This is a genomic window from Streptococcus cristatus ATCC 51100 (genome assembly GCF_000222765.1).
Taxonomy (GTDB): Bacteria; Bacillota; Bacilli; order Lactobacillales; family Streptococcaceae; genus Streptococcus; species Streptococcus cristatus.
Genome location: NZ_AFUE01000007.1, coordinates 202,299 through 218,524, shown reverse-complemented (window position 1 = coordinate 218,524; position 16,226 = coordinate 202,299). Strand labels below are relative to the sequence as shown.

The window sequence follows — 16,226 nt, the reverse complement described above, 5'->3', positions numbered from 1 at the left end:
CGAGGCTAAAGGCCTGTCACTGATGATGAAATAGGACAGAACTCCGGCTTTTGCTTGGAGTTTTTGACTGCTTAACGTGACTTTGTCAGTCAAGATAGGAAAAGATCGCTTTTTTTCCAAAAGTATATTAAAATATAGAAGATAGAAGGAAGAAATAGAGAGAAAATATGACAAAAGAGAAGGGTGTCGGCAAGGCACATAGCAAGATTATTCTGATGGGGGAGCATTCGGTGGTCTATGGCTATCCAGCCTTGGCTTTGCCTCTCAATAATATCGAAGTGACTTGTCAGGTATTTCCTTCTGAGAAGCCTTGGACTCTCTATGAGGAAGATACCTTGTCCATGGCTGTTTTTGCCTGTCTGGAGCACTTAGGGAAGCAAGGTGCTCAGATTCGTTGCCAGGTGAATTCCATGGTGCCAGAAAAGCGGGGCATGGGTTCGTCTGCGGCTGTCAGTATTGCAGCCATTCGTGCAGTTTTTGACTACTTCGAAGAAGCCTTGGATCATGAGACACTGGAAATTCTGGCCAATCGAGCAGAGATGATTGCCCATATGAATCCAAGCGGTCTGGATGCCAAGACCTGCCTTAGTGATGTAGCCATCAAGTTTATCCGTAATGTCGGATTTTCAGAAATCGAGTTAGATTTGGATGCTCATCTGCTGATTGCGGATACGGGTATTCACGGACATACGCGGGAAGCTATCAAAAAGGTGGAAAGCTTAGGTCAGGAGGCTCTGCCCCTCTTACAGGAGCTGGGAAATCTGACAAAAATCGTTGAAAAGGCGATCCATCTCAAGGATTTGCTAACCATGGGACAGGCCATGACCAAGGCTCACGGCAAACTAGCCCAGTTGGGAGTTTCTTGCCAGCTATCTGATGACTTGGTCGAGCTTGCGCTTGAAAATGGGGCTCTTGGAGCCAAAATGAGCGGCGGTGGCCTAGGCGGCTGCGTGATTGTGCTAATCAAAGAAAAGAAAGAGGCGGAAGACCTAGCCCGTCTTTTGAGAGAGAAAGGAGCCAGCAATATATGGATAGAAAGCCTGTAAGTGTCAAGTCTTACGCCAATATTGCTATTGTCAAGTATTGGGGCAAGGCAGATGCTGAGCGGATGATTCCTTCCACTAGCAGTATTTCCTTGACTTTAGAGAATATGTACACCCAAACCCAGTTAAGTCCGCTTTCGGCTGAGGCTGCTGGCGATGAATTTTATATCGATGGGCAACTGCAAAGCCCAGAAGAGCATGCTAAGGTCAGTCGGATTATTGATCGTTTTCGGACGGAGCCAAGTGATTGGGTGCGGATTGATACCAGTAACAATATGCCGACAGCAGCAGGTTTATCCTCTAGTTCCAGTGGCTTATCTGCTTTGGTCAAGGCCTGTGATGCTTATTTTGAAACAAATTACAATACCGAGGAGCTGGCTCAGTTGGCCAAGTTTGCTTCAGGTTCGTCAGCCCGCTCCTTTTTTGGTCCTTTGGCAGCATGGGACAAGGATAGCGGAGCGATTTATCCTGTGCAAACCGACCTTAAGCTAGCCATGATTATGTTGGTGCTTCATGATGAGAAAAAGCCGATTTCTAGTCGACTTGGCATGCAACTTTGTTCTGAAACTTCCAAAGATTTTCAGGCTTGGATTGACCAGTCAGCTCAGGACTATCAGGATATGCTGGCCTACTTAAAGGACAATGATTTTGAGAAAGTTGGGCAGTTGACCGAGGAGAATGCCCTGCGGATGCATGCAACGACAGAGACAGCCACGCCTCCATTTACTTATCTGACGGAGGAAAGCTATGCTGCGATGGATTTTGTTCGCCAGCTCCGAGACCAGGGGCGTCGTTGTTATTTCACCATGGACGCTGGTCCTAATGTCAAGGTTCTCTGCCTTGAAGAGAACTTGGAAGACTTGGTGCCCCTCTTTGCGGATCAGTACCGTCTGATTGTCTCCAAAACGAAGGAATTGCCTGATGGAAACTAAGATGCAAGTCCAGACATGTGGAAAACTCTATCTAGCTGGGGAATATGCTGTCCTGAGTCCTGGTCATGCGGCTTTGATTAAGAATATTTCCATCTATATGCGGGCAGAGATTGAGGCGGCGGACAGCTATGAGCTGGATTCGGATCTTTTTAGCCATAAAGCCAGTCTAGCACCAGATGCGGATTATGCCTTGATTCAGGAGACCATTCAGCTGATGAACGACTATCTCAGCTTGCTGCAACGCCCATTGCACCCATTTGCTCTGACTATCAGAGGAAAAATGGAGAAAGACGGGCGAAAGTTTGGGCTGGGTTCCAGTGGTAGCGTGGTTGTCCTGACGATCAAGGCGATGGCCGCTTTTTATCAACTGAAACTAAGCTCTGACCTCCTCTTTAGACTAGCTGCAGTGGTGCTTCTCAAGCGGGGGGATAATGGCTCCATGGGAGATCTGGCCTGCATTGCTTATGAACAACTGGTTTATTATCGTTCTTTTGATCGGATGGCAATCCGCCAGCGATTGGTCGACACAAATCTGTTAGAGATTTTGAAGCACGGCTGGGGCTATGAGATCAAACCAATCTATCCTGCTTTATCCTGTGATTTTCTGGTTGGTTGGACGAGAGAACCAGCTATTTCGAGTGATCTTGTCAAGCAGGTTAAGTCGAGTTTAAACGAGGACTTCTTGACTCAAACCCAGCTTCAGGTGGACAGTCTGAAAGAAGCTCTTTTGTCGGCTGATAAGATAGCTGTAAAAGATAGCCTATTGACTGCCAGTCAGTTATTAGATAGCCTCAGTCCGCTGATTTACACGGAGCAATTACAGGACTTAAGAGAGGCGAGTCAGGGCTTAGATTGTGTCGCTAAAAGCAGTGGAGCTGGCGGTGGAGACTGTGGCTTCGCCCTGTCTTTTGCTACCGAAGATAGCCAAACCTTGATCCAACGCTGGCAAGAAGCTGGTCTGGAATTACTTTACCAAGAAAGGATGGGTGCTCATGAGCCAAAGTCGTAAAGATGATCATATCAACTACGCCCTAGAACAGCCCCTTGGCTACAATAGCTTTGATGATATAGAATTAATCCATTGCTCTCTGCCAGCCTATGATTTGGCCGAGATTGATTTATCCACTCATTTCGCTGGGCGTGACTGGGATTTTCCCTTTTATATCAATGCCATGACAGGTGGAAGTCCAAAAGGGCGAGAAATCAATGAAAAACTGGCTAAAGTGGCGGAGGCCTGTGGCATCCTCTTTGTGACAGGTTCTTACAGTGCTGCTCTGAAAAATCCAGATGATGATTCTTATGCTGTGGCAAAGGATAAGCCTAGCCTACTCTTGGCCAGCAATATCGGACTTGACAAACCAGTAGCAGCAGGCTTGCAGGCGGTGTCGGATTTGAAACCTTTGTTTCTCCAGCTACACGTCAATGTCATGCAAGAATTGCTGATGCCTGAGGGAGAGCGGACTTTCAGAACTTGGAAGCAGCATTTGGAAGCCTATGGAAAAGATTTTCCGGCCCCCCTTGTCCTCAAGGAAGTAGGCTTTGGCATGGATCGAAAGACGATTGAGGAAGCTCAGGCACTAGGGATTTCAACCTTTGATATTTCTGGTCGTGGTGGAACGAGCTTTGCCTATATTGAAAATCGGAGGAGCGGTCAGCGAGACTATCTCAACGATTGGGGGCAGACCACAGCCCAGGCCTTACTGGCAGCCCAAGACTGGGTGGACAAGGTGGAGTTATTGTCTAGCGGTGGCATTCGCCATCCTCTAGACATGGTCAAAGCCTTGGTCCTTGGTGCTAAAGCAGTCGGCCTTTCTCGAACTATGTTAGCCTTGGTCGAAAAATATCCAGTCGAAGAGGTCATTGCTATTGTAAATGGCTGGAAAGAAGACTTACGTTTATTGATGTGTGCCCTGTCTTGTCGCAACCTTGAAGACTTAAAATCCGTCCCTTATCTGCTTTACGGTCGCTTAAAAGAAGGAGCCGAACAGGTGCAATAATCAGTGGATGCTATGCTTTATCTAGCTGATAAAATGCTTTGGCAGATCATTCAAAGAAAAGCGAAATTTATTCTTGCTATTTGCTGGAAAATCTAGTATAATTATTATTTGTGAGTGAACCTCACTTACCCCTTGCAACGTCTTGGGGTCATTAGACCAAAAGGAGGAACATATCAATGGCTAAATACGAAATTCTTTATATTATTCGTCCAAACATTGAAGAAGGAGCTAAAAACGCTTTGGTAGCACGCTTTGACTCTATCTTGACTGACAACGGTGCAACTGTTGTTGAATCAAAAGACTGGGAAAAACGTCGTCTTGCATACGAAATCCAAGATTTCCGTGAAGGACTTTACCACATCGTTAACGTTGAAGCAAACGACGATGCAGCTCTTAAAGAGTTTGACCGTCTTTCAAAAATCAACGCTGACATTCTTCGTCACATGATCGTCAAACTTGACGCTTAAGAAGGTAAATTATGATTAATAACGTTGTACTTGTGGGACGTATGACCCGTGATGCTGAACTTCGCTATACACCGCAAAACCAAGCGGTCGCAACCTTTACTCTGGCTGTTAATCGCAACTTTAAAAATCAAAGTGGTGAGCGTGAAGCGGACTTTATCAATGTTGTTATCTGGCGTCAGCAGGCAGAAAACCTTGCTAATTGGGCCAAAAAAGGCGCTCTAATCGGGATTACTGGTCGCATTCAGACTCGTAACTACGACAATCAGCAAGGCCAGCGTGTCTATGTCACAGAAGTCGTTGCAGACAACTTCCAGCTTCTGGAAAGTCGTGCAAGCCGTGAAGGGCAGCCTTCAGCTGGCTTTGGTGGCGGTGGCTTCGGTGGAAATTCTGCACCAAGCTATGGTAATGCTGACTCATTCAACCAAGTACCGAATTTTTCTCGTGATGAAAGCCCATTCGGCAATTCAAACCCGATGGACATCTCGGACGATGATTTACCATTCTAATAATGGACAAAACTAGAACTATAATATAAAGGAGAATAACATGGCTCAACAACGTCGTGGCGGATTCAAACGCCGTAAAAAAGTTGATTACATCGCAGCAAACAAGATTGAATATGTTGATTACAAAGATACTGAGCTTCTTAGCCGTTTCGTTTCAGAACGTGGGAAAATCCTTCCTCGTCGTGTAACAGGAACTTCAGCTAAAAACCAACGTAAAGTAACAACAGCTATCAAACGCGCTCGCGTAATGGCTTTGATGCCTTTCGTAAATGAAGACTAATGAGAGTCCCTGCTTCTAGCAGGGATTTTTGCTATCTTGATGATAGAAAGGGACAGTGCTATAATAGAAGAAACTATCAAGATATGGGAGGTTTGCCATGACAGAAGAACTAGCCATCAGAAAGATGCTTTTTGAGGATATTGAAGGCTTATCGAATGCTTTTATCCAGCAAGGATGGCCTGATCGGAGAGAGATTTTAAAAAACTACTTTCTGGAGCAAGAGGCGGGTGAGCGCCAAGTTTTGGTGGCGGTTGTTGGGGAATTTTTGGCTGGCTACATTACAGTCATCCCATTGGCAAAGCATGGGCCTTTTGCTGGTCTTTATCCTGAGTTAACGGATTTTAATGTTTTTGAAAGTTTCCAAAAGCGAGGAATTGGCACAGCTTTATTGGACAAAGCAGAGCAAGTAGCGCAGCATTATTCAGATGTGGTCAGCTTGGGTGTTGGGCTACATAAAGGCTATGGTCCAGCACAACGACTGTATGTAGGTCGCGGTTATATGCCAGATGGGTCAGGAGTTTGGTTTCAAAATCAGCCACTCGCGCCCTATGCTTCGTGCGAGAATAACGATGAGTTGGTATTATACTTTTCAAAAGAGTAAAATAAAAGAGGTCATAAAACCTCTTTTTCTATGCTGCTTAATATTTGGCTGGCCCCATGGTTGCACTCTTGATATTGAAGCGTTTCTTGAGGTAGAAACGAAGTGCTAGGGTGATCCCTCCGATGATGGCAACGACGATATTTGACAAATGTGGGTTGAGAGAGTCGGGCAATAGGCTAGAACCAACAATTGAAAGGGTCCAAAGAGCAATAGCTACTAGCATGATAAGGATAGATTTGAGCAGATGTGGACGCTGGCTACGGTCAGTGTCTGGTCCGTAAAAACGGTAAACGAAATGATAGAGGGCGTAGAAAGCGAGACCACCGACAATACTACCAAAGACAAGTGTCGTCATGCCGTAAACAGAGGGTTTAGAAGATGCCAAATTGACGATGGAAGTCAGAACGGTGAAGAAACCGAAAATGAAGAGGACGGAATCCAGCATCATCCATTTTGGATCATCATTTTGCTTGGGATGCTCGGCATCATAGCGCTCCTTAGCAGTGAGAGAAGAAGCCCAGTAAGTTGGTGCCCCATAGAGAGCACGGGCAGGGATACCCTTGGCTTGATTTTCTAAAATGTTTGGAATAATTTCCTCCAAGATTGCCTTCACTTCTTCATCGGATTTGCCATCTTTGAGGAGTTGATGAGTAGCAATGTGGAGAAATTCCTTGTTTTTCTTAGTTAGTTTGTCTGATACTATTTGTGACATAAGCGTCCTTTCTGGTGGTTAGAATAATTTTTTATGGAAGAGGTAGAGGGTTAGAGAGCCGCTCAGAGCAAAGGCGATAAACATGATAATCCAGAAGGCATTTGGCTCGCCGTTTAGAGGCAGTTCATTATCTTTGAAGTTCATCCCGTAGGCTGAGAAGAGCATGGTCGGGATAGACATAACAACGGTTACCAGAGCAAGTGTCTTCATGACATTATTCTGGTTGTTGGAAATAATGGACGCAAAAGTATCTGTCATGCTGTGGAGGATGTTTCCGTAAATATCAGCCATCTCGATGGCCTGCTGGGTCTCAATCAGGGTATCTTCCAGCAAATCCTCATCTTCCAAGTATTTCTTAATATTGCTGGTAGAGCTGGTCAGTTTCTTAATCACGCGCTCATTTGTCTTGAGGGAGGCTTTGAAATAGACGATGGTCTTTTCCAGCTCCATGAGCTCAATCAGTTCTTCATTTCGAGTTGATTGGTGCAGCTGGCTCTCAATCTGCTCGCTCTTGCGGTCAATGGAGCGCAGGGCTGTCAGATAGAGCTCGGCATTGCGGTAGAGAATCTGAAAGATAAAACGTGATCGCATGAAGGTGTAAAAGTTGCGCAGTTGTCGATTGATGAAAATATCGAGCAGGGGCAATTTTTCCAAGCAAGTCGTGATGATGGCTTCTTCTGTGATGATAATACCGAGCGGAATAGTAACATAGTAAGTCTGATTATTCCGCTCCTCAGTGATGGGTACGTCTACGATGATCAGTGTGTACTCATCCTCAATGGTGACACGAGACATTTCTTCGGCATCGAGCGGTGCTCGTAGGTCAGCTATGTCAATGCCAAAGGCGTTTGCGATTTCTAAAGATTCGTTCTGGGAAGGATTGACCATATTGATCCAAGTTCCCGATTCAAGTGTATCAATTTCCTTGAACTCGGTTGTTGTTGATAAAAATACTTGTTTCATATCTCCTCCTAGAATCGTTTATAAGCACCGTCCTATTATACTACAAATTCTAGTCTTTTGGGCAAAAGTTTGCAGAAAAATTTGCTATAATAGAAGAAGTTTAAAGGTAAAGTGTGGACTAGATGCAAGATAAAATTGTGATTCATGGAGCGCGAGCTCATAATTTAAAAAATATTGATGTGGAAATTCCCCGAGACAAGCTGGTCGTGGTAACTGGTCTGTCTGGTTCGGGCAAGTCCAGTCTGGCTTTTGACACCCTTTACGCTGAGGGACAACGCCGTTACGTTGAGAGCCTATCGGCCTATGCTCGGCAGTTTTTGGGCAACATGGAAAAGCCAGATGTGGACTCGATTGATGGTCTCAGCCCGGCTATTTCCATTGACCAGAAGACGACCAGCAAAAACCCCCGCTCAACAGTGGGAACAGCTACCGAAATCAATGACTACCTGCGCCTGCTCTATGCTCGTGTCGGAACGCCTTACTGTATCAACGGCCACGGGGCTATCAAGGCTTCGTCTGTTGAGCAGATTGTCGACAAGGTTTTAGAATTGCCCGAGCGTCAGCGACTGCAGATTTTGGCGCCGGTCATCCGCAAGAAAAAGGGCCAGCATAAGACCGTTTTTGACAAGATTCAGAAGGACGGTTATGTCCGGGTGCGCGTGGATGGCGATGTCTATGATGTAACAGAAGTGCCAGAGCTTTCTAAGAGCAAGCAGCATGATATTGAAGTCGTGGTGGACAGAATTGTCATAAAGGAAGGGGTGCGCAGCCGCCTCTTTGACTCGGTCGAAGCAGCTCTACGGATTGCTGAGGGTTATGTGGTGATTGATACCATGGACGGTCAAGAGCTGCTCTTTTCTGAGCACTATGCCTGCCCAGTCTGTGGCTTTACGGTGCCAGAGCTAGAGCCACGCCTCTTTTCTTTTAATGCGCCTTTTGGCTCCTGTCCGGACTGTGATGGTCTGGGGGTTAAGCTTGAGGTGGATCTAGATGTGGTTGTGCCGGATGCTGGCAAGACCTTGCGCGAAGGAGCGCTAGCGCCTTGGAATCCCATCTCCTCCAACTATTATCCGCAGATGCTGGAGCAGGCCATGGCAGCCTTTGGCATTGATATGGACAAGCCTTTTGAGGAGCTGACTGAGGAAGAAAAGCAGCTGATTTTCTTTGGCTCAGATGGGCGGGAGTTCCATTTCCACTATGAAAATGAATTTGGCGGTGTGCGTGATATTGATATTCCTTTTGAGGGGGTTGTCACCAATATCAACAGGCGCTACCATGAGACCAATAGTGATTTTACTCGGACACAGATGCGGGCTTATATGAATGAGCTGACCTGTGCAGCTTGTCAGGGCTATCGACTCAGTCCTCAGGCTCTTTCTGTCAAGGTTGGCGGCGAAGATGGCTTGCACATCGGTGAGATTTCAGACTTGTCCATTGCAGATCATTTGCTTCAGTTGGACAAGCTTCACTTGACTGACAATGAAGCTACTATTGCGCGGCCTATTCTCAAAGAAATTCATGATCGCCTGACTTTCCTCAATAACGTTGGCCTTAATTACCTGACTTTGTCTCGCTCGGCTGGGACTCTATCAGGAGGTGAGAGTCAGCGGATTCGCTTGGCGACTCAGATCGGCTCGAACTTGAGTGGCGTCCTCTATATCCTGGACGAGCCCTCTATTGGCTTGCACCAGCGTGATAATGACCGTCTGATTGCCAGTCTAAAGAAGATGCGTGACCTGGGTAATACCCTCATTGTAGTTGAGCACGATGAGGACACCATGCGGGAGGCTGACTGGCTGATTGATGTGGGACCAGGAGCGGGGGTTTTTGGCGGTGAAATCGTCGCAGCGGGTACTCCTGCACAGGTGGCTAAGAACAAGAAATCCATCACAGGCCAATACCTGTCAGGCAAGCGCGAAATCCCAGTACCATTGGAACGTCGTGTAGGCAATGGCCGCTTTATTGAAGTGACAGGGGCTCAGGAAAATAACTTGCAGAATATCTCAGCTAAATTCCCCTTGGGCAAATTCATCGCTGTGACCGGAGTTTCTGGATCTGGTAAGTCAACACTGGTCAACTCTATCCTTAAAAAGGCCATTGCACAAAAACTCAACCGCAATTCTGCCAAGCCAGGTAAGTTCAAGAAAATCAGCGGCATTGAGCATGTGGATCGATTGATTGATATTGACCAAAGTCCGATTGGCCGGACACCGCGCTCTAATCCAGCTACCTATACTGGAGTCTTTGACGACATTCGCGATCTGTTTGCCAAGACCAATGAAGCCAAGATTCGCGGCTACAAGAAGGGCCGTTTCAGCTTTAATGTCAAGGGCGGCCGCTGTGAGGCCTGCTCGGGTGATGGGATTATCAAGATTGAGATGCACTTCCTGCCTGACGTCTATGTAGCCTGTGAGGTCTGCCACGGTACCCGCTATAATAGCGAGACTCTAGAAGTCCACTACAAGGAGAAGAATATCGCTCAGGTTCTGGACATGACGGTCAATGATGCGGTAGAATTCTTCCAGCATATTCCCAAGATTGCCCGTAAACTCCAGACCATCAAAGACGTGGGGCTAGGCTATGTGACTCTGGGGCAACCAGCCACAACCTTGTCAGGTGGTGAAGCTCAGCGAATGAAGCTGGCCAGCGAACTCCACAAGCGCTCGACTGGCAAGTCCTTCTATATCTTGGATGAGCCTACCACAGGGCTTCATACAGAAGACATTGCGCGTTTGCTCAAGGTTTTAGCCCGTTTCGTGGATGATGGCAATACAGTCCTTGTCATCGAGCACAATTTGGATGTTATTAAGACGGCTGATCATATCATCGACCTAGGTCCAGAAGGCGGTGTCGGTGGTGGTACGATCATTGCGACTGGTACACCAGAAGAAGTCGCAGCCAATCCAGCCAGCTATACTGGTCAGTATTTGAAAGGCAAGCTGAAATAAGATTGTTATCGTTTTAAAACACAAATCCCTCACTAGGCTAACCTAATGAGGGATTTTAACTTGCATTTATGGGTGAAGCAGGGCATTAGAACTGCTTACCTGATGGGTTTAGAATGTTTTTTCTTTGTCACGAACGACCAGTAAGTCCACTTTAGCGTGGCGGAGGATATATTCAGATGATGAGCCGACTAGGAGGCGTTCAAAGGCATTGAGACCAGTAGCCCCGACCATAATCAAATCAACCTTGTGTTCGTCAGGAATGTCAGTTGACAGGAGGGTTTTGGGATTGCCCAATTCAATGACGACATCAACGTATTTGACCCCTGCTTTTTGCGCCTTTTCCTTGTACTCTGTCATCAACTTTTGTGCCTCTTCTTGGAGATCTTCGTAGACCTCGGCGTCAAAGGTTGAGACGCTTTGGAGAGCCCGTGTATCAATCACATGAGCAATCGTCAGGCGAGAAGCATTTCTCAGCGCTACATTAACACCTTTTTCAAAAGCGAGTTCTGCTTCGCGAGAGCCGTCAACAGCGACCATGATATTTTCATATTTTTGTTGAGTCATAAAGCTACCTCCATCTTTTGTCGAATACTAGATTCGAGTTTCTTATATCTTCACTTATATTGTAAACCTTTTCAGAAAAAAAGTAAAGCTGCAAATGAAATTCAGAAATCAAGTGAAATTGTTTTGATGGATAAGTGTATTTTCCTGAATTATAAGATATATTTTAATTCAAACGAGCTTTCCCAAATTCTTCCTGATTGTCAATCTTTTTTTCTGATGGTATAATAAAATCATTCAGATGAATTGAGGAAAATAGGATGAAAGAATTTAATAAGTCCAGCAAACTGGAGCATGTAGCCTATGATATTCGTGGACCGGTTTTGGATGAAGCGATGCGGATGCGGGCCAATGGAGAGAAAATTCTCCGCCTGAACACGGGAAATCCAGCTGAATTTGGCTTTACCGCTCCAGACGAGGTCATTCATGATTTGATTATGAATGCGCGTGATAGTGAGGGTTACTCTGATTCTAAGGGGATTTTCTCAGCCCGTAAGGCCATTATGCAGTATTGCCAGCTCCGAAATTTCCCTAATGTTGATATCGATGATATTTATCTTGGAAATGGAGTCAGCGAGCTGATTGTTATGTCTATGCAGGGACTATTGGATGATGGAGATGAGGTTTTAGTACCAATGCCGGACTATCCGCTCTGGACGGCTGCAGTTAGTCTGGCTGGTGGGAATGCGGTTCATTATGTCTGTGATGAGCAGGCAGAATGGTATCCAGATATTGACGACATAAAGTCAAAAATCACCTCTAATACTAAGGCTATCATTATCATCAATCCTAACAATCCAACGGGAGCACTTTATCCTAAGGAACTTTTGCTAGAAATTGTGGAAATTGCTCGCCAGAACAATCTTATTATCTTTGCGGATGAAATTTATGACCGCATGGTGATGGATGGGCATGTGCATACGCCTGTAGCTAGTCTGGCACCTGATGTTTTCTGTGTCAGCATGAATGGTCTATCAAAATCCCACCGTATCGCTGGCTTCCGAGTTGGCTGGATGGTGCTATCTGGACCTAAGCGGCACGTTAAAGGGTATATCGAAGGGTTAAACATGCTCTCCAACATGCGCCTGTGCTCCAATGTCTTGGCTCAACAGGTTGTGCAAACATCGCTTGGAGGTCACCAGTCGGTGGATGAATTGCTTTTGCCAGGTGGCCGTATCTATGAACAGAGAAACTTCATCTACAATGCCATTCAAGATATTCCAGGTTTGTCTGCAGTCAAACCTAAGGCGGGTCTTTACATCTTCCCGAAAATTGATCGAGAAATGTACCGTATCGATGATGATGAGCAGTTTGTCTTGGATTTCCTCAAGCAGGAAAAAGTCCTTCTTGTCCATGGACGAGGCTTTAACTGGAAGGATCCAGATCATTTCCGAATCGTTTATCTGCCTCGGGTAGATGAGCTAGCTCAGATCCAAGAAAAAATGACACACTTCCTACGCCAATACCGCAGATAAGCATAAAATACAAGTCATAAACCGTTTAAAACAAATTCGTCTTAGAATTGTTTTAAATGGTTTTTTTGATGGAGTGATTTTTTTCGCAATCGCCAAATTCTGAATCTTTCAATTGTAGCGAATTTTTTTTCAATACACAATTTTCAGATAATTATTGAAAATTTCGGTCGATTATGGTACAATCAAGGGGACTAAATACGAGGTAAATGTATGGCAAAACTATTAGAAAAAACAAGGAAGATTACTTCTATCTTGAAACGTTCAGAAGAGCAACTTCAGGAGGAACTTCCTTACAATGCGATCACTCGCCAGCTTGCTGATATTATTCATTGCAATGCCTGTATCATCAACAGCAAGGGCCGTCTCTTGGGCTATTTCATGCGCTACAAGACAAATAATGATCGTGTAGAAGCCTTTTTCCAAGACAAGACATTCCCCAAAGAATATGTCCAAGAAGCGAACATGGTGTATGAGACGGAGGCTAATCTGCCTGTAACTCACGATTTGACGATTTTCCCAGTGGAAACCAAGGATGAATTTCCAGATGGTTTGACTACTATCGCACCGATTCATGTTTCAGGAATTCGCTTGGGCTCGCTGATTATCTGGCGCAATGATAAAGAATTTTTGGATGACGATTTGATTTTGGTCGAGATTGCCAGCACAGTGGTCGGTATTCAGCTGCTTAACTTCCAGCGGGAAGAGGACGAGAAGAACATCCGTCGCCGGACGGCCGTGACCATGGCGGTCAATACCCTGTCTTACTCAGAGTTACGGGCTGTTTCAGCTATTCTAGGTGAGCTCAATGGCAATGAAGGACAACTGACGGCTTCTGTCATTGCTGACCGCATCGGGATTACCCGTTCAGTGATTGTCAATGCTCTGCGCAAACTGGAAAGCGCTGGGATTATTGAAAGCCGCTCGCTGGGAATGAAAGGGACTTATCTGAAAGTGCTGATCCCAGATGTTTTTGAGGAAATTAAAAAGAGGGACTACTAATGGCTAAAGCACTGATTTCCATTGATTATACAGTTGATTTTGTTGCAGATGAGGGTAAGTTAACAGCAGGAGCGCCGGCTCAGGCGATTTCTGAAGCTATTGCTCAAGTGACCAAGGCGGCATTTGATCGAGGCGACTATATCTTCTTTACTATTGATGCCCATGATGAAAATGATGCCTTTCACCCAGAAAGCAAGCTGTTTCCGCCTCATAATATCAAGGGAACGAGCGGTCGCAATCTTTACGGGCCTTTGGCTGATTTTTATGAGAAGCATCAAGCAGACTCTCGGGTCTTTTGGATGGATAAGCGTCATTATTCTGCTTTTTCTGGCACGGATTTAGATATTCGATTGCGAGAAAGAAAGGTGGATACGGTCATTTTGACTGGAGTCTTGACGGATATTTGCGTCCTGCATACGGCGATCGATGCCTATAATCTAGGTTATCAGATCCAAGTGGTAGAGCCAGCTGTGGCTTCTTTGTCAGAGGAAAATCACAAATTTGCCTTAAATCACTTGCAAAATGTTCTAGGTTCGACTATAATAAATACAATTTAAGAGTAAAAGAGAAGCAGAGTAGGCTTGCTAACTTGCACAGAGAGTGCTGATAGCTGAGAGCAGCACCAAGAAAGCAAAAACCGAAGAACATGTTTCGTAATCTTTTGTGTGATTAAGCACAAACGTCGCTCACGTTACGAGCTCAGAGGCTGCCTTTTAGGGCAGCGAATAACAGTGGTACCACGGCTTTCGTCTGTTTTAGAGACGAAAGCTTTTTATTTTGCAGTAGGTCAGGTGAAGATGATAGAAGATTGCTGCTTATATCCTGAACAACAGGGCGGAGCTACATATTGATTTGAGAGGGAAAGAATATGAAAGAAATTTTTATCGGAAACTATGGTTTAGAGCAGGTTGGACAGACCATGACTGCAACTGGCTGGGTGGCCAACATCCGCAATCACGGCAAGCTAGCCTTTATTGAATTGCGGGACCGCGAGGGCTTGCTTCAGGTCTTCGTTGGCGGTGATATTGAAGATTTTGCTAGGCTAGAAGAAATTGGCAAAGAGGATGTCATCGCAGTGACAGGGCAAGTCGTTCAGCGGGAAGCCCGCTTTGTCAACAAGGCCATCAAGTCTGGTCAGGTTGAGCTGAGGGCTGAAAAGATTGAAGTCATTGCTAGTAGCAAGGCCCTGCCTTTTGAACTGGATCAGCATGCCCATACAGGGGAAGACCTGCGTCAGAAATACCGCTACCTGGACTTGCGCCGTGAGAAGATGACACATAACCTCAAGCTTCGTCATCAGGTCACCTCAACCATTCGGGAATATTTGAACGGTTTGGACTTTTTGGAAGTGGAGACACCCTATCTAACCAAGTCAACTCCTGAGGGGGCTAGAGACTTCTTGGTTCCTAGTCGGGTCTTTAAAAATCAATTCTATGCGCTGCCTCAGAGCCCACAGATGCTCAAGCAATTGCTGATGGGAGCAGGACTTGAGCGCTATTATCAGATTGTTCGTTGTTTCCGTGACGAAGACCTGCGGGGAGACCGTCAGCCAGAGTTTACCCAGGTGGATTTGGAGCTGAGCTTTGCCAGCGAGGAAGAAATCCGAGCTCTGGTTGAAGCTATGCTCAAGGCTGTTGTCAAGAAAACTCATGGTTTAGAGCTGACGGAAGCTTTTCCAACTATCAGCTATGAAGAGGCTATGAGCCGCTTCGGCTCTGATAAGCCAGATACACGCTTTGGTTTAGAGCTGAAGAGTTTGACGGATTTGTGCCAAGAAAATGACTCGCTTCTCATCAAGAAAGCCTTGGATAGCCAAGAGGAAGTGATGGGAATCTGTGTGCCCGATGCAGCTAGCGCTTTTAGCAAGAAGCAGCTCAGTCATTTTTATCAAGAAATGAAGGAATTTGGCTGCAGTCGTTTGGTCAGTCTCAAGGTTGAAGATGGCCAGTTGGTTGGTGATTTGGCTAGCACCTTTGAAGCTGAAAGTCAGGATTTGCAGGCACGTTTTGAGGCCAAGGATGGAGACTTGATTCTGCTAGTCATGGCCAAGAAGCGTCGGGCTCAGGAAGCTTTGGGGCATCTACGTTTAGAAGTTGCAAAAGCTTTGGATTTGATTGACCCAAGTCTGCTTCATTTCCTCTGGGTTGTGGATTGGCCGCTGCTGGAGTGGAATGAAGATCAAAACCGCTATCAAGCCATGCACCATCCTTTCACACAGGGCATTTTTGAAGAAGGTCAGGAGCCAGACCAATTCCGTAGCCACGCTTATGACATCGTTTTAAATGGCTATGAAATTGGCGGAGGAAGTCTGCGGATTCATGATCGGAAGGCTCAGGAAATGATGTTTGAGCTACTGGGCATGAGTCGGGAAGACTATGAGCGGGACTTTGGTTTCTTCCTAGAAGCGTTGGAGTACGGCTTCCCACCACACGGTGGCTTGGCTCTTGGCTTAGATCGCCTGGTTATGATTTTGGCTGGGGAAGAAAATATCCGCCAAGTCATCGCTTTTCCGAAAAATGGTACTGGTTTTGACCCTATGTTGGAAAGTCCAAGTTTGGTTGATCAAAGACAGCTCAAAGAACTGCATTTGGAATTGAAGAATTAGCCGGAAATATGGTAAAATGAAATGATGCGAATTCCTGAAGAAATCAGGAAGAAGCCAAAGAAAGAGGTCGCAGCTACGAGAGCTTGGCGCCCCTATCTTAGCAAAATAATGCGAGCTAAAGCCTCGAAGATAAAGAT

16 protein-coding genes are annotated in these 16,226 nt (G+C 45.8%); 13 read left to right on the top strand and 3 right to left on the bottom strand.

Annotated features, from left to right (window positions below):
- The first annotated feature begins 167 nt into the window (after positions 1-167).
- The 8 genes from mvk (at position 168) to HMPREF9960_RS06600 (ending at position 5,826) form a co-directional block, all read left to right on the top strand.
- Positions 168-1,046: a mevalonate kinase gene (gene mvk, locus HMPREF9960_RS06635; protein ID WP_005591680.1), complete on the top strand. Its 879-nt coding sequence runs from the start codon at positions 168-170 to the stop codon at positions 1,044-1,046.
- Positions 1,028-1,975 carry a diphosphomevalonate decarboxylase gene (mvaD, locus tag HMPREF9960_RS06630; RefSeq protein WP_005591681.1) on the top strand — a complete coding sequence of 316 codons (948 nt, stop codon included), beginning with the start codon at positions 1,028-1,030 and terminating at the stop codon, positions 1,973-1,975. The genes mvk and mvaD overlap by 19 nt, the downstream gene beginning before the upstream one ends.
- Entirely contained in the window at positions 1,965-2,984 is a 1,020-nt protein-coding gene (locus tag HMPREF9960_RS06625) for a phosphomevalonate kinase (RefSeq protein ID WP_005591682.1), read from the top strand. The genes mvaD and HMPREF9960_RS06625 overlap by 11 nt, the downstream gene beginning before the upstream one ends.
- On the top strand, positions 2,968-3,972 hold the full coding sequence (gene fni, locus HMPREF9960_RS06620; RefSeq protein ID WP_005591683.1) for a type 2 isopentenyl-diphosphate Delta-isomerase: 1,005 nt from the start codon (positions 2,968-2,970) through the stop codon (positions 3,970-3,972). The genes HMPREF9960_RS06625 and fni overlap by 17 nt, the downstream gene beginning before the upstream one ends.
- A 176-nt stretch (positions 3,973-4,148) precedes the next feature.
- A complete protein-coding gene (rpsF, locus tag HMPREF9960_RS06615; protein ID WP_005591684.1) occupies positions 4,149-4,439 on the top strand; it encodes a 30S ribosomal protein S6 in 291 nt (96 codons plus the stop codon).
- 11 nt (positions 4,440-4,450) lie between these two features.
- A complete protein-coding gene (locus HMPREF9960_RS06610) occupies positions 4,451-4,945 on the top strand; it encodes a single-stranded DNA-binding protein (RefSeq protein ID WP_005591685.1) in 495 nt (164 codons plus the stop codon).
- A gap of 40 nt (positions 4,946-4,985) precedes the next feature.
- Positions 4,986-5,225 carry a 30S ribosomal protein S18 gene (gene rpsR, locus HMPREF9960_RS06605; RefSeq protein WP_000068664.1) on the top strand — a complete coding sequence of 80 codons (240 nt, stop codon included), beginning with the start codon at positions 4,986-4,988 and terminating at the stop codon, positions 5,223-5,225.
- A gap of 97 nt (positions 5,226-5,322) precedes the next feature.
- Positions 5,323-5,826: a GNAT family N-acetyltransferase gene (locus HMPREF9960_RS06600; RefSeq protein WP_005591686.1), complete on the top strand. Its 504-nt coding sequence runs from the start codon at positions 5,323-5,325 to the stop codon at positions 5,824-5,826.
- 37 nt (positions 5,827-5,863) lie between these two features.
- Here the strand turns inward: HMPREF9960_RS06600 and HMPREF9960_RS06595 are convergent, their stop codons facing one another.
- Together HMPREF9960_RS06595 and HMPREF9960_RS06590 are read right to left on the bottom strand one after the other, a co-directional pair.
- A complete protein-coding gene (locus HMPREF9960_RS06595) occupies positions 5,864-6,538 on the bottom strand; it encodes a DUF1129 domain-containing protein (RefSeq protein WP_005591687.1) in 675 nt (224 codons plus the stop codon).
- Between the two features lie 18 nt (positions 6,539-6,556).
- A complete protein-coding gene (locus tag HMPREF9960_RS06590) occupies positions 6,557-7,501 on the bottom strand; it encodes a magnesium transporter CorA family protein (RefSeq protein WP_005591688.1) in 945 nt (314 codons plus the stop codon).
- A gap of 122 nt (positions 7,502-7,623) precedes the next feature.
- On the opposite strand from HMPREF9960_RS06590, the gene uvrA reads away from it, so the two are divergent.
- On the top strand, positions 7,624-10,449 hold the full coding sequence (gene uvrA / locus HMPREF9960_RS06585; RefSeq protein ID WP_005591689.1) for an excinuclease ABC subunit UvrA: 2,826 nt from the start codon (positions 7,624-7,626) through the stop codon (positions 10,447-10,449).
- Between the two features lie 108 nt (positions 10,450-10,557).
- On the opposite strand, the gene HMPREF9960_RS06580 is transcribed toward uvrA, so the two are convergent.
- The gene (locus HMPREF9960_RS06580) at positions 10,558-11,013 is read right to left on the bottom strand and encodes a universal stress protein (protein WP_005591690.1); all 456 of its coding nucleotides are present in this window, start codon (positions 11,011-11,013) and stop codon (positions 10,558-10,560) included.
- Between the two features lie 257 nt (positions 11,014-11,270).
- On the opposite strand from HMPREF9960_RS06580, the gene HMPREF9960_RS06575 reads away from it, so the two are divergent.
- From HMPREF9960_RS06575 to aspS, 4 genes are all read left to right on the top strand, one after another.
- Positions 11,271-12,485 (top strand): pyridoxal phosphate-dependent aminotransferase, encoded by a 1,215-nt coding sequence (locus HMPREF9960_RS06575; RefSeq protein ID WP_005591691.1) that lies wholly within the window; start codon positions 11,271-11,273, stop codon positions 12,483-12,485.
- 210 nt (positions 12,486-12,695) lie between these two features.
- Entirely contained in the window at positions 12,696-13,484 is a 789-nt protein-coding gene (gene codY, locus HMPREF9960_RS06570) for a GTP-sensing pleiotropic transcriptional regulator CodY (RefSeq protein WP_005591692.1), read from the top strand.
- Positions 13,484-14,041 carry a cysteine hydrolase family protein gene (locus HMPREF9960_RS06565; RefSeq protein WP_005591693.1) on the top strand — a complete coding sequence of 186 codons (558 nt, stop codon included), beginning with the start codon at positions 13,484-13,486 and terminating at the stop codon, positions 14,039-14,041. The genes codY and HMPREF9960_RS06565 overlap by 1 nt, the downstream gene beginning before the upstream one ends.
- Positions 14,042-14,352: 311 nt before the next feature.
- Positions 14,353-16,089, top strand: coding sequence for an aspartate--tRNA ligase (gene aspS, locus HMPREF9960_RS06560; protein WP_005591694.1), 1,737 nt, complete (start codon positions 14,353-14,355; stop codon positions 16,087-16,089).
- Positions 16,090-16,226 lie beyond the last annotated feature (137 nt).